Source organism: Flavobacterium sp., from assembly GCF_027484205.1.
GTDB lineage: Bacteria > Bacteroidota > Bacteroidia > Flavobacteriales > Flavobacteriaceae > Flavobacterium.
On sequence record NZ_JAIXUB010000024.1, the window covers coordinates 85,297 to 106,813 of the forward strand.

Annotated in this window: 35 protein-coding genes; 34 read left to right on the plus strand and 1 reads right to left on the minus strand. The window is 33.0% G+C overall.

Going from position 1 to position 21,517, the window contains the following annotated elements; translation table 11 throughout:
• The first annotated feature begins 161 nt into the window (after positions 1-161).
• The 33 genes from rpsL (at position 162) to carA (ending at position 18,799) form a co-directional block, all read left to right on the plus strand.
• Positions 162-545 (plus strand): 30S ribosomal protein S12, encoded by a 384-nt coding sequence (rpsL, locus tag Q0049_RS11280; protein WP_007136570.1) that lies wholly within the window; start codon positions 162-164, stop codon positions 543-545.
• Between the two features lie 29 nt (positions 546-574).
• On the plus strand, positions 575-1,051 hold the full coding sequence (rpsG, locus tag Q0049_RS11285) for a 30S ribosomal protein S7 (RefSeq protein WP_298119756.1): 477 nt from the start codon (positions 575-577) through the stop codon (positions 1,049-1,051).
• 10 nt (positions 1,052-1,061) lie between these two features.
• Positions 1,062-3,218 carry an elongation factor G gene (gene fusA / locus Q0049_RS11290; protein WP_298119758.1) on the plus strand — a complete coding sequence of 719 codons (2,157 nt, stop codon included), beginning with the start codon at positions 1,062-1,064 and terminating at the stop codon, positions 3,216-3,218.
• Positions 3,219-3,229: 11 nt separating this feature from the next.
• On the plus strand, positions 3,230-3,535 hold the full coding sequence (gene rpsJ, locus Q0049_RS11295; RefSeq protein WP_274782155.1) for a 30S ribosomal protein S10: 306 nt from the start codon (positions 3,230-3,232) through the stop codon (positions 3,533-3,535).
• 166 nt (positions 3,536-3,701) lie between these two features.
• On the plus strand, positions 3,702-4,319 hold the full coding sequence (gene rplC / locus Q0049_RS11300) for a 50S ribosomal protein L3 (protein WP_298119762.1): 618 nt from the start codon (positions 3,702-3,704) through the stop codon (positions 4,317-4,319).
• On the plus strand, positions 4,319-4,948 hold the full coding sequence (gene rplD, locus Q0049_RS11305) for a 50S ribosomal protein L4 (RefSeq protein ID WP_298119763.1): 630 nt from the start codon (positions 4,319-4,321) through the stop codon (positions 4,946-4,948). Before rplC ends, rplD begins: the two co-directional genes overlap by 1 nt.
• A 6-nt stretch (positions 4,949-4,954) precedes the next feature.
• Complete coding sequence (gene rplW, locus Q0049_RS11310; protein WP_298119765.1) at positions 4,955-5,245, plus strand: 50S ribosomal protein L23; 291 nt, start codon at positions 4,955-4,957, stop codon at positions 5,243-5,245.
• Between the two features lie 9 nt (positions 5,246-5,254).
• Positions 5,255-6,079, plus strand: coding sequence for a 50S ribosomal protein L2 (gene rplB / locus Q0049_RS11315; protein ID WP_298119767.1), 825 nt, complete (start codon positions 5,255-5,257; stop codon positions 6,077-6,079).
• 10 nt (positions 6,080-6,089) lie between these two features.
• Positions 6,090-6,368, plus strand: a complete 279-nt coding sequence (gene rpsS / locus Q0049_RS11320) for a 30S ribosomal protein S19 (protein WP_007136562.1) — start codon at positions 6,090-6,092, stop codon at positions 6,366-6,368.
• 6 nt (positions 6,369-6,374) lie between these two features.
• Positions 6,375-6,785, plus strand: a complete 411-nt coding sequence (gene rplV, locus Q0049_RS11325; RefSeq protein WP_298119769.1) for a 50S ribosomal protein L22 — start codon at positions 6,375-6,377, stop codon at positions 6,783-6,785.
• Positions 6,786-6,790: 5 nt separating this feature from the next.
• The gene (gene rpsC, locus Q0049_RS11330) at positions 6,791-7,546 is read left to right on the plus strand and encodes a 30S ribosomal protein S3 (RefSeq protein WP_298119771.1); all 756 of its coding nucleotides are present in this window, start codon (positions 6,791-6,793) and stop codon (positions 7,544-7,546) included.
• A gap of 19 nt (positions 7,547-7,565) precedes the next feature.
• Positions 7,566-7,991, plus strand: a complete 426-nt coding sequence (rplP, locus tag Q0049_RS11335) for a 50S ribosomal protein L16 (RefSeq protein WP_298119772.1) — start codon at positions 7,566-7,568, stop codon at positions 7,989-7,991.
• A 12-nt stretch (positions 7,992-8,003) separates the two neighbouring features.
• Positions 8,004-8,192 (plus strand): 50S ribosomal protein L29, encoded by a 189-nt coding sequence (rpmC, locus tag Q0049_RS11340; protein WP_298119774.1) that lies wholly within the window; start codon positions 8,004-8,006, stop codon positions 8,190-8,192.
• An 11-nt stretch (positions 8,193-8,203) separates the two neighbouring features.
• Positions 8,204-8,464 (plus strand): 30S ribosomal protein S17, encoded by a 261-nt coding sequence (rpsQ, locus tag Q0049_RS11345; protein WP_298119776.1) that lies wholly within the window; start codon positions 8,204-8,206, stop codon positions 8,462-8,464.
• Between the two features lie 2 nt (positions 8,465-8,466).
• Positions 8,467-8,835, plus strand: a complete 369-nt coding sequence (gene rplN / locus Q0049_RS11350) for a 50S ribosomal protein L14 (protein WP_007803649.1) — start codon at positions 8,467-8,469, stop codon at positions 8,833-8,835.
• Positions 8,836-8,846: 11 nt separating this feature from the next.
• Positions 8,847-9,161, plus strand: a complete 315-nt coding sequence (rplX, locus tag Q0049_RS11355) for a 50S ribosomal protein L24 (RefSeq protein WP_298119778.1) — start codon at positions 8,847-8,849, stop codon at positions 9,159-9,161.
• Between the two features lie 2 nt (positions 9,162-9,163).
• Entirely contained in the window at positions 9,164-9,715 is a 552-nt protein-coding gene (gene rplE, locus Q0049_RS11360) for a 50S ribosomal protein L5 (RefSeq protein ID WP_298119780.1), read from the plus strand.
• Between the two features lie 3 nt (positions 9,716-9,718).
• Entirely contained in the window at positions 9,719-9,988 is a 270-nt protein-coding gene (gene rpsN / locus Q0049_RS11365; protein ID WP_014085011.1) for a 30S ribosomal protein S14, read from the plus strand.
• Between the two features lie 140 nt (positions 9,989-10,128).
• Positions 10,129-10,527 carry a 30S ribosomal protein S8 gene (gene rpsH, locus Q0049_RS11370; protein WP_298119783.1) on the plus strand — a complete coding sequence of 133 codons (399 nt, stop codon included), beginning with the start codon at positions 10,129-10,131 and terminating at the stop codon, positions 10,525-10,527.
• Between the two features lie 17 nt (positions 10,528-10,544).
• A complete protein-coding gene (gene rplF, locus Q0049_RS11375; RefSeq protein ID WP_298119785.1) occupies positions 10,545-11,087 on the plus strand; it encodes a 50S ribosomal protein L6 in 543 nt (180 codons plus the stop codon).
• 11 nt (positions 11,088-11,098) lie between these two features.
• On the plus strand, positions 11,099-11,452 hold the full coding sequence (gene rplR, locus Q0049_RS11380; protein WP_298119786.1) for a 50S ribosomal protein L18: 354 nt from the start codon (positions 11,099-11,101) through the stop codon (positions 11,450-11,452).
• 6 nt (positions 11,453-11,458) lie between these two features.
• Positions 11,459-11,983, plus strand: coding sequence for a 30S ribosomal protein S5 (gene rpsE, locus Q0049_RS11385; protein WP_298119788.1), 525 nt, complete (start codon positions 11,459-11,461; stop codon positions 11,981-11,983).
• A 12-nt stretch (positions 11,984-11,995) separates the two neighbouring features.
• Positions 11,996-12,178: a 50S ribosomal protein L30 gene (gene rpmD, locus Q0049_RS11390; protein WP_298119790.1), complete on the plus strand. Its 183-nt coding sequence runs from the start codon at positions 11,996-11,998 to the stop codon at positions 12,176-12,178.
• Positions 12,179-12,189: 11 nt separating this feature from the next.
• Positions 12,190-12,642 carry a 50S ribosomal protein L15 gene (gene rplO / locus Q0049_RS11395; RefSeq protein WP_298119792.1) on the plus strand — a complete coding sequence of 151 codons (453 nt, stop codon included), beginning with the start codon at positions 12,190-12,192 and terminating at the stop codon, positions 12,640-12,642.
• A gap of 10 nt (positions 12,643-12,652) precedes the next feature.
• Complete coding sequence (secY, locus tag Q0049_RS11400; protein ID WP_298119793.1) at positions 12,653-13,996, plus strand: preprotein translocase subunit SecY; 1,344 nt, start codon at positions 12,653-12,655, stop codon at positions 13,994-13,996.
• 5 nt (positions 13,997-14,001) lie between these two features.
• Positions 14,002-14,217: a translation initiation factor IF-1 gene (gene infA, locus Q0049_RS11405; RefSeq protein WP_007136545.1), complete on the plus strand. Its 216-nt coding sequence runs from the start codon at positions 14,002-14,004 to the stop codon at positions 14,215-14,217.
• 11 nt (positions 14,218-14,228) lie between these two features.
• Entirely contained in the window at positions 14,229-14,345 is a 117-nt protein-coding gene (gene ykgO, locus Q0049_RS11410; RefSeq protein WP_081932050.1) for a type B 50S ribosomal protein L36, read from the plus strand.
• A 2-nt stretch (positions 14,346-14,347) separates the two neighbouring features.
• Positions 14,348-14,722, plus strand: coding sequence for a 30S ribosomal protein S13 (gene rpsM / locus Q0049_RS11415; protein ID WP_298119798.1), 375 nt, complete (start codon positions 14,348-14,350; stop codon positions 14,720-14,722).
• 8 nt (positions 14,723-14,730) lie between these two features.
• Positions 14,731-15,114, plus strand: coding sequence for a 30S ribosomal protein S11 (gene rpsK, locus Q0049_RS11420; protein WP_035125668.1), 384 nt, complete (start codon positions 14,731-14,733; stop codon positions 15,112-15,114).
• Positions 15,115-15,225: 111 nt separating this feature from the next.
• The gene (gene rpsD, locus Q0049_RS11425) at positions 15,226-15,831 is read left to right on the plus strand and encodes a 30S ribosomal protein S4 (RefSeq protein ID WP_298119799.1); all 606 of its coding nucleotides are present in this window, start codon (positions 15,226-15,228) and stop codon (positions 15,829-15,831) included.
• Positions 15,832-15,854: 23 nt separating this feature from the next.
• The gene (locus tag Q0049_RS11430) at positions 15,855-16,847 is read left to right on the plus strand and encodes a DNA-directed RNA polymerase subunit alpha (RefSeq protein WP_298119801.1); all 993 of its coding nucleotides are present in this window, start codon (positions 15,855-15,857) and stop codon (positions 16,845-16,847) included.
• 30 nt (positions 16,848-16,877) lie between these two features.
• A complete protein-coding gene (gene rplQ / locus Q0049_RS11435; RefSeq protein WP_298119803.1) occupies positions 16,878-17,384 on the plus strand; it encodes a 50S ribosomal protein L17 in 507 nt (168 codons plus the stop codon).
• Between the two features lie 293 nt (positions 17,385-17,677).
• The gene (gene carA, locus Q0049_RS11440) at positions 17,678-18,799 is read left to right on the plus strand and encodes a glutamine-hydrolyzing carbamoyl-phosphate synthase small subunit (RefSeq protein ID WP_298119804.1); all 1,122 of its coding nucleotides are present in this window, start codon (positions 17,678-17,680) and stop codon (positions 18,797-18,799) included.
• Positions 18,800-18,833: 34 nt separating this feature from the next.
• Here the strand turns inward: carA and Q0049_RS11445 are convergent, their stop codons facing one another.
• Positions 18,834-19,877 carry a hypothetical protein gene (locus Q0049_RS11445; protein ID WP_298119806.1) on the minus strand — a complete coding sequence of 348 codons (1,044 nt, stop codon included), beginning with the start codon at positions 19,875-19,877 and terminating at the stop codon, positions 18,834-18,836.
• A 299-nt stretch (positions 19,878-20,176) separates the two neighbouring features.
• Between Q0049_RS11445 and eno the strand changes: the two genes are divergently transcribed.
• Complete coding sequence (gene eno, locus Q0049_RS11450; protein WP_298119808.1) at positions 20,177-21,469, plus strand: phosphopyruvate hydratase; 1,293 nt, start codon at positions 20,177-20,179, stop codon at positions 21,467-21,469.
• Positions 21,470-21,517 lie beyond the last annotated feature (48 nt).

The following is a 21,517-nucleotide window of genomic DNA, read 5'->3' on the forward strand; positions in this document are numbered from 1 at the left end:
AAAATAACGTAAAAATTCAGAGTTTAATATATTTTTTCAGCTCTTAAGAAATGTTGTTGAAAATTAATGAATTATGATTTTTTTTATTGAAAATAATTACTACATTTGCAACCCCGTAAAAAGCGGGAATTTTATAAACAAGTAATTTTTAGTATTTAATTATGCCAACTATTCAACAATTAGTAAGAACAGGAAGAACTCAGATCACTAAGAAGAGTAAATCGGTTGCTTTAGATTCTTGTCCTCAAAGAAGAGGTGTTTGTACGCGTGTTTACACTACAACTCCAAAAAAACCAAACTCTGCAATGCGTAAAGTAGCGCGTGTACGTTTGACAAATGGAAACGAAGTGAATGCTTACATCCCAGGAGAAGGACACAATTTACAAGAGCACTCGATAGTATTAGTGAGAGGCGGAAGAGTAAAAGATTTACCAGGAGTTAGATACCACATCGTTCGTGGTGCACTTGATACCTCAGGTGTAGCAGGAAGAACGCAACGTAGATCTAAGTATGGTGCAAAACGTCCAAAAGAGGCGAAAAAGTAATTTTTAAAACTTTTATTTAAAGAAAAGACATGAGAAAAAGAGCAGCAAAGAAAAGACCTCTTTTACCAGATCCAAGGTTTAATGACCAATTGGTAACACGTTTTGTAAACAACTTAATGTGGGATGGTAAAAAATCTACAGCTTTTAAAGTATTTTATGATGCATTAGACATCGTAGAAGCAAAAAAGAATAATGATGAGAAATCAACATTAGAAGTATGGAAAGATGCTTTAACTAACGTTATGCCTCACGTAGAAGTACGTAGTCGTAGAGTAGGTGGAGCTACATTTCAAATTCCAATGCAAATTCGTCCAGACCGTAAAATTTCTATGGCAATGAAATGGATGATTCTTTATGCAAGAAGAAGAAACGAAAAATCAATGGCTTCTAAACTAGCAGGTGAAATTTTAGCAGCAGCTAAAGAAGAAGGTGCAGCAGTTAAGAAAAGAATGGATACTCACAAAATGGCAGATGCTAATAAAGCATTCTCTCACTTCAGATTTTAATTCATAAGAAATGGCTAGAGATTTAAAATTCACAAGAAATATTGGTATTGCAGCTCACATTGATGCTGGAAAAACTACCACTACTGAACGTATATTATTCTACACAGGAAAATCACACAAAATTGGTGAAGTACATGATGGTGCTGCAACAATGGACTGGATGGCACAAGAGCAAGAAAGAGGTATTACAATTACTTCTGCTGCTACAACTTGTGAGTGGAGTTTCCCAACAGAACAAGGTAAACCATTACCAGGTTCTCAGGATTACCACTTCAATATTATTGATACTCCAGGACACGTTGACTTTACTGTAGAGGTAAACCGTTCTTTACGTGTACTTGATGGTTTAGTTTTCTTATTTTCTGCTGTTGATGGTGTTGAGCCTCAATCAGAAACTAACTGGAGACTTGCTGATCAATATAGAGTTCCACGTATGGGATTCGTAAATAAAATGGACCGTCAAGGTTCTAATTTCTTAATGGTTTGTCAACAAGTTAGAGACATGTTAAAATCTAACGCAGTTGCAATTACTTTACCAATCGGTGAAGAAAATGACTTTAAAGGAGTTGTAGATTTAGTAAAAAATCAAGCTATTGTTTGGCATGATGCTACACAAGGAGCTACTTTTGATATTGTGCCTATCCCAGAGGATATGCTTGCAGAAGTTAAAGAATACAGATCTATATTAATTGAAGCTGTTGCTGATTATGATGAAAATCTTCTTGATAAATACATGGAAGACGAAAACTCTATTACAGAGGAAGAAATCAACAACGCTTTAAGAGCAGCTACAATTGACATGGCTATCATTCCTATGATTGCTGGTTCTTCTTTCAAAAACAAAGGAGTTCAATTTATGTTAGATGCAGTTTGTAAATATTTACCGTCTCCTTTAGATAAAGAAGGTATTGAAGGAATTCATCCTGATGATGCTGATTTATTAGAAGAAGATCAAACAAAAATCTTACGTCGTCCTGATGTAAAAGAGCCGTTCGCAGCTTTAGCATTTAAAATTGCTACTGATCCTTATGTTGGTCGTTTAGCTTTCTTCCGTGCTTATTCAGGTCGTTTAGATGCAGGTTCATATATCTTGAATACTCGTTCTGGAAATAAAGAAAGAATTTCTCGTATCTACCAAATGCACGCTAACAAACAAAACCCAATCGAGTATATCGAGGCAGGAGATATTGGCGCAGCAGTTGGATTTAAAGATATTAAGACTGGAGATACAATGTGTGATGAAAAACACCCAATTATTCTTGAGTCAATGAAATTCCCTGATCCAGTAATTGGTATCGCGATTGAGCCAAAAACTAAAGCTGACGTTGATAAAATGGGTATGGCTTTAGCAAAATTAGCTGAAGAAGATCCAACATTTACTGTAAGAACAGACGAAGCTTCTGGACAAACGATTATCTCAGGTATGGGTGAGTTACACTTAGACATTCTTGTAGATCGTATGAAAAGAGAATTCAAAGTTGAGGTTAACCAAGGTGAACCACAAGTTGAGTACAAAGAAGCTTTTACAAAATCAGCACAACACAGAGAAGTTTACAAAAAACAATCTGGAGGTCGTGGTAAATTCGGGGATATTGTTTTCCGTTTAGAGCCAGCTGACTTAGTTGATGGAAAAGCACCTGTTGGATTACAGTTCGTAAATGAAGTTAAAGGAGGAAACGTTCCTAAAGAATATATTCCTGCTGTTGAAAAAGGTTTCAAAGAAGCTATGAAAGCAGGTCCATTAGCTGGATATACTGTAGATAGTTTAAAAGTTACTTTATTAGACGGTTCATACCATCCAGTGGATTCTGATGCTCTTTCTTTTGAATTAGCAGCAAAAATGGGATACAAAGAAGTAGCTAAGGCTGCTGGAGCTGTTGTCCTTGAGCCAATTATGAAAATTGAAGTTATTACTCCAGAAGAAAATATGGGTGATATCGTAGGAGATTTAAATAGAAGAAGAGGTCAAGTTAATGATATGGGTGACAGAAATGGAGCTAAAACTATCAAAGCTAATGTGCCACTTTCCGAAATGTTTGGATATGTTACTACTTTAAGAACTTTGTCTTCTGGTAGAGCGACTTCTACAATGGAATTTTCACATTACGAACAAACTCCTTCTAATATTTCAGAAGAAGTTATCAAAAAAGCAAAAGGTAACGCTTAATTTTTAACAAGATGAGTCAAAAAATTAGAATAAAATTAAAATCTTACGATCACATGTTGGTTGATAAATCAGCTGAGAAAATCGTAAAAACTGTGAAAAGCACAGGTGCTGTTGTAACAGGTCCAATTCCGTTACCAACTCACAAAAAAATATTTACTGTATTACGTTCTCCACACGTTAACAAAAAATCTAGAGAACAGTTTGAAGTAATGTCTTATAAAAGATTATTAGATATTTACTCTTCTTCTTCAAAAACTATTGATGCTTTAATGAAATTAGAGTTGCCGAGTGGTGTAGAAGTTGAGATTAAAGTTTAATTTCAAAATTACATTAAGTTTGAAAACCGCTAAAAACAATAACTTTAGCGGTTTTTTTAAACTTTAAAATAATATTTGGTGGTTGCAATATTAGTTGTATATTTGCACCCTCAAAAGAGGCGATATGTATCGTTCTCAAAATTAATTAATTAATAAATTGTTTAATATGTCTGGGTTAATTGGAAGAAAAATCGGCATGACTAGCATTTTCGATGAAAACGGGAAAAACATTCCTTGTACAGTAATCGAAGCTGGGCCTTGTGTCGTTACCCAAGTCAGAACCAATGAGGTTGACGGGTATGAAGCTCTTCAACTTGGTTTCGATGACAAAACAGAAAAACACGCTACCAAAGCTGACTTAGGTCACTTTAAAAAAGCTGGTACTTCTGCTAAAAAGAAAGTCGTTGAATTCCAAGGGTTTGAAGGTGAGTTTAAGTTAGGTGATAATATCACTGTTGAGGTATTCAATGAAGGAGAATTTGTTGATGTACAAGGTGTTTCTAAAGGAAAAGGTTTTCAAGGTGTTGTAAAACGTCACGGTTTTGGTGGTGTTGGACAAGCTACACATGGTCAACACAATCGTTTAAGAGCGCCAGGTTCTGTAGGAGCATCATCTTATCCGTCACGTGTATTCAAAGGAATGCGTATGGCTGGAAGAATGGGTGGTGATAATGTAAAAGTACAAAATCTTAGAGTTTTGAAAGTAGTTGCAGAAAAAAATCTACTTGTTGTTAAAGGAGCTATTCCTGGATGCAAAAACTCTTATGTAATCATTCAGAAGTAATGGAAGTAAAAGTATTAGACATCAACGGAAAAGAAACTGGAAGAAAAGTTCAACTTTCTGATTCAGTTTTCGCAATTGAGCCAAATAATCACGCAGTATATCTTGATGTGAAGCAATATCTTGCTAATCAAAGACAAGGAACTCACAAAGCTAAAGAAAGAGCTGAAGTTGCAGGTTCTACTCGTAAGATTAAAAAACAAAAAGGTACTGGTACAGCTCGTGCAGGTAGTAAAAAATCTCCGGTTTTTAAAGGAGGTGGAACTATCTTCGGACCTAGACCAAGAAGTTATTCTTTTAAATTGAATAAAAGTTTAAAAAGATTGGCGAGAAAATCTGCCTTCTCTTTGAAAGCTAAAGAATCTAATTTAATCGTAGTTGAAGATTTTAATTTTGAAACTCCAAACACTAAAAAATTCATTAGTGTTTTGAAAGCCTTAGGGTTAGAAAATAAAAAATCTTTATTTGTATTGGGTGATTCAAATAAAAATGTATATTTGTCGTCACGTAATTTAAAAGCATCTAGCGTTGTAACTAATTCTGAATTAAGTACTTACGCTATTTTAAATGCTAATAATTTAGTTCTTTTAGAGGGTTCTTTAGAAGGAATTGAAGAAAATTTAAGTAAATAAAAAGCCATGAGTATCATAGTTAAACCTATTATCACAGAAAAAATCACTAAAGATGGTGAGATTTTCAATCGTTTTGGTTTCGTTGTAGATAAAAAAGCTAATAAAGTACAAATTAAGAAAGCTGTTGAGGCTACTTATGGTGTTTCTGTTGTTAGTGTTAATACAATGAATGTTAGACCAGATAGAACTACTAAATACACTAAAAGTGGTTTAATAAGTGGAAAGTCAAATGCTTATAAAAAAGCAGTTGTTCAAGTACAAGAAGGAGAAACAATAGATTTTTACAACAATATCTAATAAAACAAGATGTCAGTAAGAAAATTAAAACCTATTACCCCGGGTCAGCGTTTTAGAGTTGTTAATGGTTTTGACGCTATTACAACTGATAAGCCGGAGAGATCATTGATCGCACCGATAAAAAACTCAGGAGGTAGAAATAGTCAAGGAAAAATGACCATGCGTTATACAGGCGGTGGTCACAAACAAAGATATCGTATCATTGATTTTAAAAGAACTAAAGTTGGAATTCCAGCAACAGTTAAATCAATTGAGTATGATCCAAACAGAACTGCTTTTATCGCATTATTATGGTATGCTGATGGAGAGAAAACGTATATCGTTGCTCAAAACGGTTTACAAGTAGGACAAACTGTTGTGTCTGGTGAAGATGCAGCTCCAGAAATTGGAAATACTTTACCATTAAGTAAAATTCCTCTAGGAACAGTAATTTCATGTATTGAATTACGTCCTGGACAAGGTGCTACAATTGCTAGAAGTGCAGGTACTTTTGCTCAATTAATGGCAAGAGATGGTAAATACGCAACAATTAAAATGCCGTCAGGTGAAACAAGATTAATCTTGCTTACTTGTTCAGCTACAATTGGAGCAGTATCTAATTCTGATCATCAATTAATTGTATCTGGTAAAGCAGGTAGGACAAGATGGTTAGGAAGAAGACCAAGAACTAGACCAGTTGCTATGAACCCAGTTGATCACCCAATGGGTGGTGGTGAAGGACGTTCATCAGGAGGTCATCCACGTTCTAGAAAAGGTCTTCCTGCTAAAGGTTATAGAACTCGTTCTAAAGTTAACCCGAGTAATAAGTATATTGTTGAACGCAGAAAGAAATAATTAGATAGACATGGCACGTTCATTAAAAAAAGGACCTTTTGTACACTACAAATTAGATAAAAAAGTTCAAGAAAATATTGCTGGAGGAAACAAAGGAGTTGTTAAGACTTGGTCTAGAGCTTCAATGATTACACCAGATTTCGTAGGACAGACTATCGCAGTACACAATGGTCGTCAATTTGTTCCAGTTTATGTAACTGAGAACATGGTAGGTCACAAATTAGGAGAGTTTTCACCAACAAGATCATTTAGAGGTCATGCTGGAGCAAAAAATAAAGGTAAAAAATAAGAAGCAATGGGAGTTCGTAAAAGAGAATCAGCAGACGCAAGAAAAGAGGCTAATAAGTCTATAGCTTTTGCTAAATTAAATAACTGCCCTACTTCACCTAGAAAAATGCGCTTAGTAGCAGACTTGGTAAGAGGTCAGAAAGTGGAAAGAGCTTTAAATGTATTAAGATTTAGCTCAAAAGAAGCTTCAAGAAAGTTAGAAAAACTATTATTATCTGCAATCAATAACTGGGAGCAAAAAAATAGTGAAGGGAATGTAGCTGAAGCAGGCTTATTTGTAAAAGAAATCCGTGTAGATGGTGGAATGATGTTGAAAAGACTTCGCCCAGCTCCACAAGGAAGAGCACACAGAATTAGAAAACGTTCTAATCACGTTACAATCGTATTAGGACAATTAGATAACACACAAAGCAATTAATTAAGATGGGACAAAAGACAAATCCAATAGGAAACAGACTTGGTATCATCAGAGGATGGGATTCAAACTGGTATGGTGGAAATGATTACGGTGATAAAATCGCTGAAGATTATAAAATCAGAAAGTATATCCATGCTCGTTTATCAAAAGCTAGTGTATCAAAAGTAATCATCGAGAGAACTTTAAAACTTGTAACCGTTACTATCACTACTGCTAGACCTGGTATTATTATCGGAAAAGGTGGTCAAGAGGTAGACAAGTTGAAAGAAGAACTTAAGAAAATTACAGATAAAGAGGTTCAAATCAACATCTTTGAAATTAAAAGACCTGAGTTAGATGCTTATTTAGTTGCAACAAGTATCGCTCGTCAAATTGAAAGCCGTATTTCATACAGAAGAGCTATTAAAATGGCAATTGCAGCAGCAATGCGTATGAATGCAGAAGGTATTAAAGTTTTGATTTCAGGTCGTTTGAATGGTGCAGAAATGGCACGTTCAGAAGGTTTTAAAGAAGGAAGAATTCCTTTGTCAACTTTCAGAGCTGATATTGATTACGCACTTGGTGAAGCTCACACTACTTATGGTAGAATGGGAATTAAAGTGTGGATCATGAAAGGTGAGGTTTACGGAAAACGTGATTTATCTCCACTAGTTGGAATGGATAAAAAACAAGCTTCTGGTGGAAAAGGTGGTGACTCTCCAAGAGGAGATAGAAAGCCTTTCAACAAAGGTGGTAAACCAGATGCGCGTAAAAGAAAGTAATTTTTTAAATTAAAGAAAAATGTTACAGCCTAAAAGAACAAAATACCGTAAGGTACAAAAAGGTAGAATGAAAGGTGTTTCTCAAAGAGGACATATGCTTTCAAGTGGAATGTTTGGAATTAAATCTGTACATGAAAATGGTGTATTTTTAACTTCACGTCAAATTGAAGCTGCTCGTATTGCAGCAACTCGTTTTATGAAGAGAGAAGGACAACTTTGGATTAATGTGTTTCCAGACAAACCTATAACAAAGAAACCTCTTGAGGTACGTATGGGTAAAGGTAAAGGTGCCGTTGAATATTGGGCTGCCGTTGTTAAACCCGGAAAAATTATGTTTGAAGTTGGAGGAGTTCCTTTAGCAGTTGCAAAAGAGGCGTTACGCCTTGCAGCTCAAAAGCTTCCAGTTAAAACTAAGTTTGTTGTTGCTAGAGATTTCGAAGCATAATATATATAAATTATGAAACAATCAGAAATTATTAGTCTGTCTACAGCTGAGTTACAAGTTAAACTTAGTGAAGTAAAAAAAACATACGCTGAATTAAAAACCGCTCACGCTATTTCACCAATTCAAAACCCACTTCAAATTAGAACAATGAGAAGAGCGGTAGCAAGATTGGCGACTGAATTAAGCAAAAGAGAATTGTAATCTGCTGAAAGATGGAAGATAAAAGAAATTTAAGAAAAGAAAGAATTGGTGTGGTTACTAGCAACAAGATGGAGAAATCTATTGTTGTTTCTGAAACAAGAAGAGTAAAGCATCCAATGTATGGTAAGTTCGTGTTGAAAACAAAAAAATATGTTGCACACGACGAAAAAAATGACTGTAACATTGGTGATACAGTAAAGATCATGGAAACAAGACCTTTATCTAAATTAAAATGTTGGAGATTAGTTGAAATCATTGAAAGAGCGAAATAGTTATGGTACAACAGGAATCTAGATTAAAAGTAGCAGATAACACAGGAGCAAAAGAAGTTTTGACTATCCGTGTTTTAGGAGGAACGAAACGTCGTTATGCCTCTGTTGGAGATAAAATTGTAGTATCTATTAAGGATGCAACACCAAACGGAAACGTTAAAAAAGGTGCTGTTTCTACTGCAGTTGTTGTACGTACCAAAAAAGAAGTGAGAAGAGCTGATGGATCTTATATCAGATTTGACGATAACGCGTGCGTTTTGTTAAATGCTGCTGGTGAAATGAGAGGAACTCGTGTTTTTGGTCCGGTAGCCAGAGAACTTCGTGAAAAACAATTCATGAAAATTGTATCATTAGCACCAGAAGTGCTTTAATTCGATTAATGATGACAAAGTTAAAAATAAAATCAGGTGACGTAGTTAGAGTTATTGCTGGAGACCATAAAGGTACTGAAGGTAGAGTTCTTAAAGTTGACCGTGAAAAAAATAAAGCGATTGTTGAAGGTGCTAACATGGTTTCAAAACACACGAAACCAAGTGCTAAAAACCCTCAAGGTGGAATCGTTAAGAAAGAAGCTCCTATTCATATTTCTAATTTGTCTTTAATAGATCCAAAATCTAAAGAAGCTACAAAAACTGGAGTTAGAGTAGAAGGAGATAAGAAAGTGAGATTTTCTAAAAAATCTAATCAAGTATTATAGTTATGGCATATATCCCTAGACTAAAAGAAGAATATAAGAGTAGAGTTATTCCTACTCTTAAAGAAGAGTTCGGTTATAAAAACGTAATGCAAGTTCCTAAACTTGAAAAAATCGTTATTAGCCGTGGAGTTGGTGCAGCTGTATCAGATAAAAAACTAGTTGACTACGCAGTAGATGAATTAACTAAAATTACTGGTCAAAAAGCTTTAGCTACAATTTCCAAAAAAGATGTGGCGTCATTCAAATTAAGAAAAGGAATGCCTATTGGTGCTAAAGTAACTTTACGTGGAGAAAAAATGTACGAGTTTTTAGATAGACTTATTACTTCTGCTTTGCCACGTGTAAGAGATTTTAGTGGAATTAAAGCTACTGGATTTGATGGAAGAGGTAATTACAACTTAGGAGTTTTGGAACAAATCATTTTCCCAGAAATTGATATTGATAAAGTTAACAAAATTTCTGGTATGGATATTACTTTTGTAACTTCTGCACAAACAGATAAAGAAGCGAAATCATTATTAGCAGAATTAGGTTTACCTTTTAAAAAGAATTAAGACATGGCTAAAGAATCAATGAAAGCCCGCGAGGTTAAGAGAGAAAAAACGGTAGCAAAGTATGCTGAGAAGAGAAAAGCTTTATTAGAAGCTGGAGACTATGAAGGTTTACAAAAATTACCAAAAAATGCTTCTCCAGTTCGTTTACATAATCGTTGTAAATTAACAGGTAGACCAAGAGGTTATATGCGTCAATTCGGTATTTCACGTGTAACATTTCGTGAAATGGCTAATCAAGGATTAATTCCAGGAGTAAAAAAAGCTAGCTGGTAGTTAGTTTATTTCAGTAGATAATTGTACATTTGCCAGCTTTTTGCAGGTAACGTACAATTGTCTGCTTTAAAAATTGAGTTTAATGGCTTCAGGTTCAGCGGAATAGTTCTTCTGAAAACCGTAGCCAAAATTTTATAAATATGTATACAGATCCAATTGCAGATTATCTTACGAGAGTTAGAAATGCGGTGAGAGCTAACCACAAGGTGGTTGAAATTCCTGCTTCTAATCTTAAAAAAGAAATCACAAAGATTTTATTCGATCAAGGATATATCTTAAGTTACAAGTTTGAAGATTCTACCGTACAAGGTACTATCAAAATTGCTTTGAAGTATGATAAAGATACAAAAGAGCCAGTAATTAAAGATATTCAAAGAATTAGTAAACCAGGTTTACGTAAGTACGCAGGTGCTTCAAAATTACCAAGAATTCTTAATGGATTAGGTATTGCTATTGTTTCAACATCTAAAGGTTTGATGACTGGGAAACAAGCTAAGCAATTGAATGTTGGTGGAGAGGTAATTTGTTACGTATACTAATTAAAAGCTAAACGACGATGTCAAGAATAGGTAAAAATCCAATTGTAGTTCCGTCTGGAGTAACTGTAGAAGTTGCTGAAGGATTGGTTACAGTAAAAGGAAAATTAGGACAACTAACTCAGGAGTTTTCGGACGTTACTGTTAAGTTAGAAGAAGGTCAAGTAATTGTGGAAAGATCATCTGACCACAAGGATCATAGAGCTAAACATGGTTTATACAGATCATTAATCAATAATATGATTGTTGGAGTATCTACTGGTTTCACTAATGAATTAGAGCTTGTGGGTGTGGGATACAGAGCTTCAAATCAAGGTCAAAAACTTGATTTAGCTTTAGGTTTTTCTCACAATATCATTTTGGAAGTAGCTAAAGAAGTAACTTTAGAAACAATCTCTGAAAAAGGTAAAAACCCTATCGTAAAGCTTACATCTTATGATAAACAACTTTTAGGTGCAGTTACAGCGAAAATTAGAAATTTCCGTAGACCAGAACCATACAAAGGAAAAGGTATCAAGTTTGTAGGTGAAGTATTAAGAAGAAAAGCAGGTAAATCAGCTTAAAAATAAAGATTATGTCATTATCAAAATCTGAAAGAAGACAGAGAATCCAGTATAGAATAAGAAAGATTGTAAGTGGTACTGCTACTAGACCAAGACTTTCTGTATTCAGAAGTAATAAAGAAATCTATGCTCAACTCATAGACGATGTGAATGGTGTTACTTTATTAGCTACTTCGTCGAGAGATAAAGGAGTGGATATTAAAGGTACTAATGTGGAGGTTGCAAACATGGTTGGAAAACTTGTTGCAGAAAAAGCATTAAAGGCTGGAATTGATTCAGTAACTTTCGATAGAGGAGGTTATTTATATCATGGTCGTATTAAATCATTAGCAGAAGGCGCAAGAGAAGCTGGACTTAAATTCTAATATATTATGTCTAATAAATACAAGAATATAGAATTAGTAAAACCAAGTGGTCTTGAATTAAAAGATCGTTTGGTAAGTGTAAATCGTGTTACTAAAGTTACAAAAGGTGGTAGAGCATTTGGTTTTTCTGCTATTGTAGTTGTAGGTGATGAAAATGGAGTAGTGGGTCACGGACTTGGAAAATCAAAAGATGTTTCTGAAGCAATTGCTAAAGCAGTTGAAGATGCAAAGAAAAATTTAGTAAGAATTCCTTTAAGTGGTCAATCTGTTCCTCACGAACAAAAAGGTAAATTTGGTGGTGCACGTGTATTTTTAATGCCTGCATCTCATGGTACAGGAGTTATTGCTGGTGGAGCTGTTCGTTCAGTTCTAGAGTCAGTTGGAATTCACGATGTATTATCAAAATCTCAAGGTTCTTCTAACCCACATAATGTGGTTAAAGCTACTTTTGATGCATTACTACAAATGAGAAGTGCTTACACTGTTGCAAAACAAAGAGGCGTTTCTTTAGAGAAAGTTTTTAAAGGTTAATTCAAGGAAATTATGGCTAAATTATTAGTAAAACAAGTTAGAAGCAAAATCAATTGTCCACTTACTCAAAAAAGAGGATTAGAGGCTTTAGGTCTACGTAAAATGGGACAAGTTGTGGAGCATGATTCAAATCCAACTATCCTTGGAATGATAAATAAAGTTAAACACTTAGTTTCCGTTGAGGAAGTTAAATAACAATTATAGTTATGAATTTAAGTAACTTACAACCTGCTGAAGGTTCTACACATAATCAAAATAAAAGAGTTGGTAGAGGAGAAGGTTCTGGTAAAGGTGGTACTTCTGCAAGAGGTCACAAAGGAGCAAAATCTCGTTCTGGTTATTCTAAAAAGATTGGATTTGAAGGTGGACAAATGCCACTTCAAAGACGTGTACCTAAGTTTGGTTTCAAGAACATTAACAGAATTGAGCATCAAGGTGTAAATCTTGATACTCTTCAAGCTTTAGTTGATAACGGAATCGTTACTGATACTGTAGATTTTACAGTATTAGTTGAAAACCGTTTAGCTACCAAAACTGAATTAGTGAAAATTTTAGGTAGAGGAGAATTAAAAGCAAAATTAAAAGTATCTGCTCACAAATTTACTGCTACTGCTAAAGCTGCTATCGAAGCTGCTGGTGGTGAAGTAATAACTTTGTAATACTGACTTTATGAAGAATTTTATAGAATCTTTTTTAAGTGTTTGGAAAATCGAAGAGTTGAAGAATAGAATTCTTTGGACTTTAGGTTTACTTGTAGTTTACCGTTTTGGAGCTCACGTAACTTTGCCTGGAATTGATGCAACTCAGCTAGCTGGACTTGAAGGTCAAACAAAAGAAGGAATAGGTTCTATTCTTGATATGTTTACTGGAGGTTCATTTTCAAAAGCATCTGTCTTTGCATTAGGGATTATGCCATATATTTCTGCTTCGATTGTGGTGCAGTTAATGGGTATTGCAATTCCTTATTTGCAAAAATTACAAAAAGATGGTGAAAGTGGTAGAAAAAAGATGAACCAAATAACTAGATGGTTAACAATTGGTATAACTTTACTTCAAGGTCCAGGTTATATTTATAACTTATATAAAACTGTTCCTCAAAGTGCATTTTTATTACCATCTGATTCTTTTGCATTCTTATTTTCATCTGTTTTAATTTTAACTACAGGTACTATTTTTGCGATGTGGTTAGGTGAAAAAATAACTGATAAAGGTATTGGTAACGGTATTTCACTTTTAATTATGGTTGGAATATTAGCTAGACTTCCTGAAGCATTTATACAAGAAGTAACTTCAAGACTAACAGGAGCAAATGGCGGTTTAATGGTTATTGTTATTGAAATCATTTTCTGGATGTTAATTATTATAGCTTGTGTCCTTTTAGTAATGGCTATAAGAAAGATACCGGTTCAGTATGCTCGTAGAACAACTGTTGGTGATTACGAACAAGATATAACAGGAGGTAATAGACAATGGATCCCATTGAAGTTAAATGCTGCTGGAGTAATGCCAATTATATTTGCTCAAGCAATTATGTTTATTCCTGCTGCATTAGCTGGTTTGTCTGAATCTGAAACATCACAATCAATCGCTGGTGCTTTCAGTAATATGTTTGGATTTTGGTATAATTTAGTTTTTGCTTTATTAATCTTAATCTTTACATTTTTTTATACTGCAATTACAGTTCCTACAAATAAAATGGCAGATGATCTAAAAAGAAGCGGTGGATTTATTCCAGGTATAAAACCTGGAGTTGAAACTTCAGATTTTTTAGATAGAATTATGTCATTAATTACTTTCCCTGGTGCTTTATTCCTTGCTTTAATTGCTGTGTTCCCAGCTATTGTATACAGCTTGGGTGTTCAGCAGTCATGGGCAATGTTTTATGGTGGAACTTCTTTGATAATTATGGTAGGAGTTGCAATTGATACTATTCAACAAATAAATACTTATTTATTGAATAAACATTATGATGGTTTAATGAAAAGTGGTAAAAATAGAAAAGCAGTAGCTTAATTTTTATGGCAAAACAATCAGCAATAGAGCAAGACGGATCAATTATAGAAGCATTATCAAATGCCATGTTCCGCGTAGAATTAGAAAATGGACATATTGTAATAGCCCACATTTCTGGAAAAATGCGTATGCATTATATCAAGTTGTTACCTGGTGACAAAGTGAAATTAGAAATGAGTCCTTATGATTTGTCAAAAGCAAGAATTACTTATAGATACTAAAGATTTTCAAAATGAAAGTAAGAACATCAGTTAAAAAAAGAAGCGCAGAGTGTAAAATTGTGCGTAGAAAAGGAAGATTATACGTTATTAACAAAAAGAATCCTAGATTTAAACAAAGACAAGGATAATTATGGCAAGAATAGCAGGGGTAGATATACCTAAAAATAAAAGAGGTGTTATAGCACTTACCTATATCTTCGGAATAGGAAAAAGTAGAGCAATTGAGATTTTAGAAAAAGCTCAAGTTAGCCAAGATACAAAAGTTCAAGATTGGAATGATGACCAAATCGGAGCAATTCGTGATGCAGTATCATATTACAAAATTGAAGGTGAACTTCGTTCAGAAACTTCATTAAACATTAAACGTTTAATGGATATCGGATGTTACAGAGGAATTCGTCATAGATCAGGACTTCCATTAAGAGGTCAAAGAACTAAAAACAATTCTAGAACAAGAAAAGGTAAGAGAAAAACTGTTGCTAACAAGAAAAAAGCAACTAAATAGTAAATAGTATGGCTAAAGCAAGTACAAAAAAACGTAAGGTTATTATTGAATCTTCAGGCGAAGCTCATATTAGTGCAACCTTTAATAACATCATTATTTCTTTAACAAACAAGAAAGGTGAAGTTATATCTTGGTCTTCAGCTGGTAAAATGGGCTTTAGAGGTTCTAAAAAGAACACTCCATATGCAGCTCAAATGGCAGCAGAAGATTGTGGAAAAGTAGCATTAGAAGCTGGACTTAAGAAAGTTAAAGTATATGTAAAAGGACCAGGTAACGGAAGAGAATCTGCTATCAGATCTTTACATAATAGCGGAATTGAAGTAACCGAAATTATTGACGTTACTCCAATGCCTCACAATGGATGTCGTCCTCCTAAAAGACGTAGAGTATAATTTTTACTGATTTTTCAGTATTTATATAACAATAAGTATAACAAAGATAGAATTAAGATTATCGAAGGATTTAGACCTGAATTCATAATCTCTATCTAAAAACAATTTAAAATGGCAAGATATACTGGTCCAAGTACAAGAATAGCTCGTAAATTTGGCGAAGCTATTTTCGGAGATGACAAAGCCTTCGAAAAAAGAAATTATCCTCCAGGCCAACATGGTATGGCGAAAAAAAGAGGTAAAAAATCAGAATATGCAGTACAGTTAATGGAAAAGCAAAAAGCTAAGTACACTTACGGTATTCTTGAAAAACAATTTAGAAACTTATTCGAAAAAGCAGCTGCTTCTAAAGGTGTAACAGGTGAAATCCTTTTACAGTTATGTGAAGCTCGTTTAGATAACGTTGTATACAGAATGGGAATTGCTTCTTCTAGAAGAGCAGCTAGACAAATTGTTTCTCACCGTCACATTACTGTTAATGGAGAATTAGTTAATATTCCATCTTATCATTTAAAACCAGGTGATAAAGTTGCAGTTCGTGAAAAATCTAAATCATTAGAATCAATTGAGCGTTCATTATCAAATTCAAATCATGTTTATGAGTGGATTACATGGAATAATGACACTAAAGAAGGTACTTTCGTTTCAGTTCCTGCTAGATTGCAGATTACTGAAAATATTAAAGAGCAATTAATCGTAGAGTTGTACAACAAATAATAATTGACACCAGTCTAATAATTATGGCAATATTTAATTTTCAGAAACCAGATAAGGTTATCATGATCGATTCAACCGATTTTGAAGGTAAATTTGAATTCAGACCTTTAGAACCAGGATACGGATTGACAGTTGGTAATGCACTAAGAAGAGTTTTACTATCAGCTTTAGAAGGTTACGCAATTACATCTATAAGAATAGAAGGTGTTGAACATGAGTTTTCAACTATTTCTGGTGTTGTTGAAGATGTTACAGAAATTATTTTAAGTCTTAAACAAGTACGTTTTAAACGTCAAATTGAAGATATAGATAATGAGTCTGTTACTATTTCTTTGACAGGAAAAGAGCAAATTACAGCAGGTGATTTCCAAAAATTTATTTCTGGTTTTCAAGTTTTAAATCCTGATTTAGTAATTTGTAATCTTGACCCTAAAGTTAATTTCAATATGGAATTAACCATTGAAAAGGGAAGAGGATATGTTCCTGCTGAAGAAAATAAAAAACAAAATGCTGTTATTGGTACTATCTTTACTGATTCTATCTTTACACCAGTAAAAAACGTGAAATATGCAATTGAAAATTTCCGTGTAGAGCAAAAAACAGATTACGAAAAATTAGTTTTTGAAATTAAAACTGATGGTTCTATTAATCCAAAAGATGCACTAACAGAAGCTGCAAAAGTATTAATTCACCACTTCATGTTATTTTCAGATGAAAGAATCACGCTTGAAGCAGATGAAATTGCGCAAACGGATTCATATGATGAAGAATCATTACACATGAGACAATTGCTTAAAACTAAGCTTGTTGATATGGATTTATCTGTAAGAGCATTGAATTGCTTAAAAGCAGCTGAAGTTGACACATTAGGAGACCTTGTCTCTTTTAACAAACATGATTTAATGAAGTTCCGTAACTTCGGTAAAAAATCTTTAACAGAATTAGATGAACTAGTTGCAGTTAAAAATTTAACTTTCGGAATGGATTTGTCAAAATATAAATTAGATAAAGACTAGTTTCTTTATTCAAATTAAATAGCATTTAAAATGAGACACGGAAAAAAAGTAAATCACTTAAGCAGACAAACTGGGCATAGAAAATCTATGTTAGCTAATATGGCTTGTTCTTTAATTGAACACAAACGTATTAACACAACAGTTGCTAAAGCAAAAGCACTTAAACAATTTGTTGAGCCGCTTATTACAAAATCAAAAGAAGATACTACTCACAATCGTCGTGTGGTTTTCGCTTACCTACGTAACAAATATGGAGTTACTGAACTTTTTAGAGAAGTTGCTGCTAAAGTTGGTGATCGTCCAGGAGGATACACACGTATTATCAAAGTTGGAAACCGTCTAGGTGATAACGCTGATATGGCAATGATTGAGCTAGTTGATTTCAATGAAATTTACAACGGTGGTAAAAAAGAAGAGAAAAAAGCTAAAAGCCGTCGTGGTGGAAAAGCAAAAAAATCTGAAACTCCAGCAGCTGAAACAAAAGCTCCTGAAGCTCCAGAAACTTCTTCTGAAGAAACTACTGAATCAGCAGAATAATGAATTCAATTTCATAAATATAAAGGATAAGCTTTTTAGTTTATCCTTTTTTTTATGTTTAAAATCTAATATGTCATTCTGTATGAATCTGGAGCGAATGGTTTAGGAATTATCTGCAATACATTTTCCCGCTTTTCATTCCAATCTTTTCTTTTTTAAAGAAAAAAAGAAAAGGATTTCCATTACAATCAGGTCTAATTAGTAAACTATTGGAATGTTTATAAACTTTAATAATTCCATTTTAGTATTATAAAAGATTAACTTAAATTTGCAAAACACAACTAACTACTACAATGAAATACACAACAAGACCACAAGCCATTTTACTACTAGCTGACGGAACCATTTTTTACGGAAAATCAATTGGAATTTCAGGAACAACATTTGGTGAAGTTTGTTTCAATACCGGAATGACAGGTTATCAAGAAATTTTTACCGATCCTTCTTATTTTGGACAAATAATGGTGGCAACAAATCCCCATATCGGAAATTACGGTGTTAATTCAAATGAAACTGAATCAGATAAAATAATGATATCAGGTTTAGTTTGTAAAAATTTTAGTTTTAATCACTCTCGTCCTGATTCAGAAAGTAATCTTTATGATTATTTCGAAAAACAAAATCTAATCTGCATTTCAGATGTGGATACAAGAGCTTTAGTAAGTTATATTCGTGACAATGGAGCTCAAAATTCAGTTATTTCAACTGATGGCACTTCTATCGAGTACTTGAAACAACAATTAGCTAATGTTCCTGATATGAAAGGATTAGAATTAGCTTCAAAAGTTTCTACCAAAGAACCCTATTTTTTTGGTAGTGAAAATGCTACGTTTAAAATATCAGCTTTAGATTTAGGGATTAAAAGAAATATCTTGAGAAACTTAGCTAAAAGAGATTGTTACATAAAAGTATTTCCATATGATTCTTCTTTTGAAGATTTAAAATCATTTAATCCGCATGGTTATTTTTTATCAAATGGTCCTGGTGATCCTGAACCACTTTTACAAGTTCAAGAAACAGCTAAACAAATGATTTCTTCAGAAAAACCAGTTTTCGGAATTTGTCTCGGTCATCAAATACTTGGTTTAGCAAATGGTGTTTCGACTTACAAAATGTTTAATGGGCATAGAGGTATTAATCATCCTGTTATGAATGTAATAACAGGAAAAGGTGAAATTACTTCTCAAAATCATGGCTTTGCTGTAAATAGAGAAGAACTTGAAAATCATTCAGATTTAGAAATTACGCACTATCATATTAACGATAATACAGTAGCGGGAATGCGAATGAAATCTAAAAATTGTTTTTCAGTTCAATATCATCCTGAAGCAAGTCCTGGTCCGCATGATTCATCTTACTTGTTTGATCAATTTATTGAGAATATTAAAAATGTAAAAACCTTACAATTAACTTAATTGTAAGGTTTTTTTAATTTAACGAAATCAATTATTAATCTACGTCAGTATATCTAGCATAGTTATTTTCAAACTGAACATTATTCTTTAGGAAAGTACTATTTGTAACATAGAATTTGTTAACCATTTGCTGTTTTTTGAATTGAACAGCTTTGTATTCTGCAAAGTATATATTTTTAACAGCATTATAGTTTCTTACTTTTTCATTGTACTCTTCGTCAGATATACTAGGGTTATTTTTTGCACTTTGAATATCTTGATATAATTTGTCATACTGAACAAAATACATATGTAAAATTGAATTATTGTTTTTCATGAATTCAATAAAACTTTTGTTTATTTTATTTAAACTTGAATCAGTTACATCATCATTATATTCTTCTATTGCTTTTAATGCATTGTCACATTCTAATTTTAGATAATTTAAGCATAGAGTAGCTTCTTCTGCTTTATTTTCATTTATAAGTCTAATGTATTTTTCATCAATTACACTAATTTTATAAAAAACAAAGTTTTCCATTGCATTATACTCAAGTATGTTTTTCTTTAAAAATGAGCGGATTTTAATGTCATATTTTAAACCAAACTCTCTTTTAGTTTTTTCAAAATTCGAAACTTCATTATAATAACTCATTATATCATTCTCTTTTTTCTTTAATATGGCATCAATTTCATCTAAACTTTTTTCACTCATTGCCACATAATCATTAAGCATCAAGGTTTTATTTTTGAATAATTCTAAAGTTCTGCTATTCAAATTAATGAATGCATCTCTAAGAGTTAAATCACCTTTCAATCCTTTGTCAGTTTTTAATAGAACTGTATTAATGTTTTCTAATTTGTTATAAATTGTAGTCACTGTTCTGTCTGTTCTTTCAACGGAAATTGAATTAACTACTGATTTTGTATACTCTGCTAAAGATTCTTTAACATACAATTCATTTTTTCCAAAATCTTCAATGTAAGATTTCTCATTTCTATAATTCTGTGAAAAAATAGAATTTACTCCTAATAAAAGTAGAGTAAGTAGTGTCATTTTGGAATTTCTTCTAATTGATTTTAGGTTAATTGTATTCATGATAATTAATTTGGGGATAATTATGAGATAAAATTAACAAAACTAATTCATTAAACATCGATAAAAAGCATTTAAAATCGTTAAAATACACTTTTTTAAAAATATTTAAATAAAAGATTACAAAATTTTGTCATTATTGATTTGTATTATTTTTAAAATATTAATTTTTTTGTTTTCTTTTTTACTAAATCGATTGAGTTTATAAGTTTTTAAAAAATATGTGAATAGATTTTTAAGTTTCATTAAATTTGTAGTATTAATAAAAACAACAACAATAAATTAACAAATAATCATAAACAATGAGTATTATTATCAAAATTCACGCTAGACAAATTCTGGACTCAAGAGGAAATCCAACAATTGAAGTAGATGTTGTAACTGAAAATGGTGTTTTAGGTCGTGCTGCAGTTCCAAGTGGAGCTTCAACGGGCGAACACGAAGCTGTTGAACTTCGAGATGGTGGAAAAAATTATATGGGTAAAGGTGTTCTAAAAGCGGTTGAAAATGTAAATACCAAAATAGCAGCAGAATTATTAGGAACTTCAGTTTTTGAGCAAAATCTAATCGATAAAACAATGATTGAATTAGATGGAACTCCTAATAAATCTAACCTTGGTGCAAACGCAATTCTTGGTGTTTCTCTTGCAGTTGCAAAAGCTGCAGCAAATGAACTTGGTTTACCTTTATACAGATATGTTGGTGGCGTTTCAGCAAATACATTGCCTGTACCAATGATGAATATCATTAATGGTGGCTCACATTCAGATGCACCTATCGCATTCCAAGAGTTTATGATTATGCCAGTAAAAGCAACTTCGTTTACACACGCAATGCAAATGGGAACAGAAATTTTCCATAATTTGAAAAAAGTATTACACGATAGAGATTTATCAACAGCAGTAGGTGATGAAGGTGGATTTGCTCCAAATCTTGCTGGTGGAACTGAAGATGCTTTAGATACCATCAAAAAAGCAGTTGAAAATGCAGGATATAAATTTGGTGATGAAGTTATGATTGCTCTTGATTGTGCAGCTTCAGAATTTTATGTAGATGGAAAATACGACTATACTAAATTTGAAGGTCCAACAGGAAAAATTAGAACTTCTAAAGAACAAGCAGAATATTTAGCTTCGTTAGCAACAAATTACCCAATTATTTCTATTGAAGATGGAATGTATGAAGATGATTGGGAAGGATGGAAATATTTAACAGAATTAATTGGAGATAAAACTCAATTAGTAGGTGATGATTTATTTGTTACAAACGTAGAACGTTTAGCAACTGGAATTGAAAAAGGAATTGCTAATTCAATTTTAGTAAAAGTTAACCAAATTGGAACTTTAACAGAAACTATTGCTGCCGTAAATATGGCACATAATGCTGGCTACACTTCTGTTATGTCGCATCGTTCTGGTGAAACAGAAGATAATACGATTGCAGATTTAGCAGTAGCTTTAAACTGTGGTCAAATTAAAACAGGTTCAGCTTCTCGTTCTGATAGAATGGCAAAATACAATCAATTATTAAGAATTGAAGAAGAACTAGCTAACACAGCATACTTTCCTGGTGTAAAAGCATTCAAACAAAAATAATTTTTTTATTAAATTACTTAAACCTGACTTGTGTAAAAACTTGTCAGG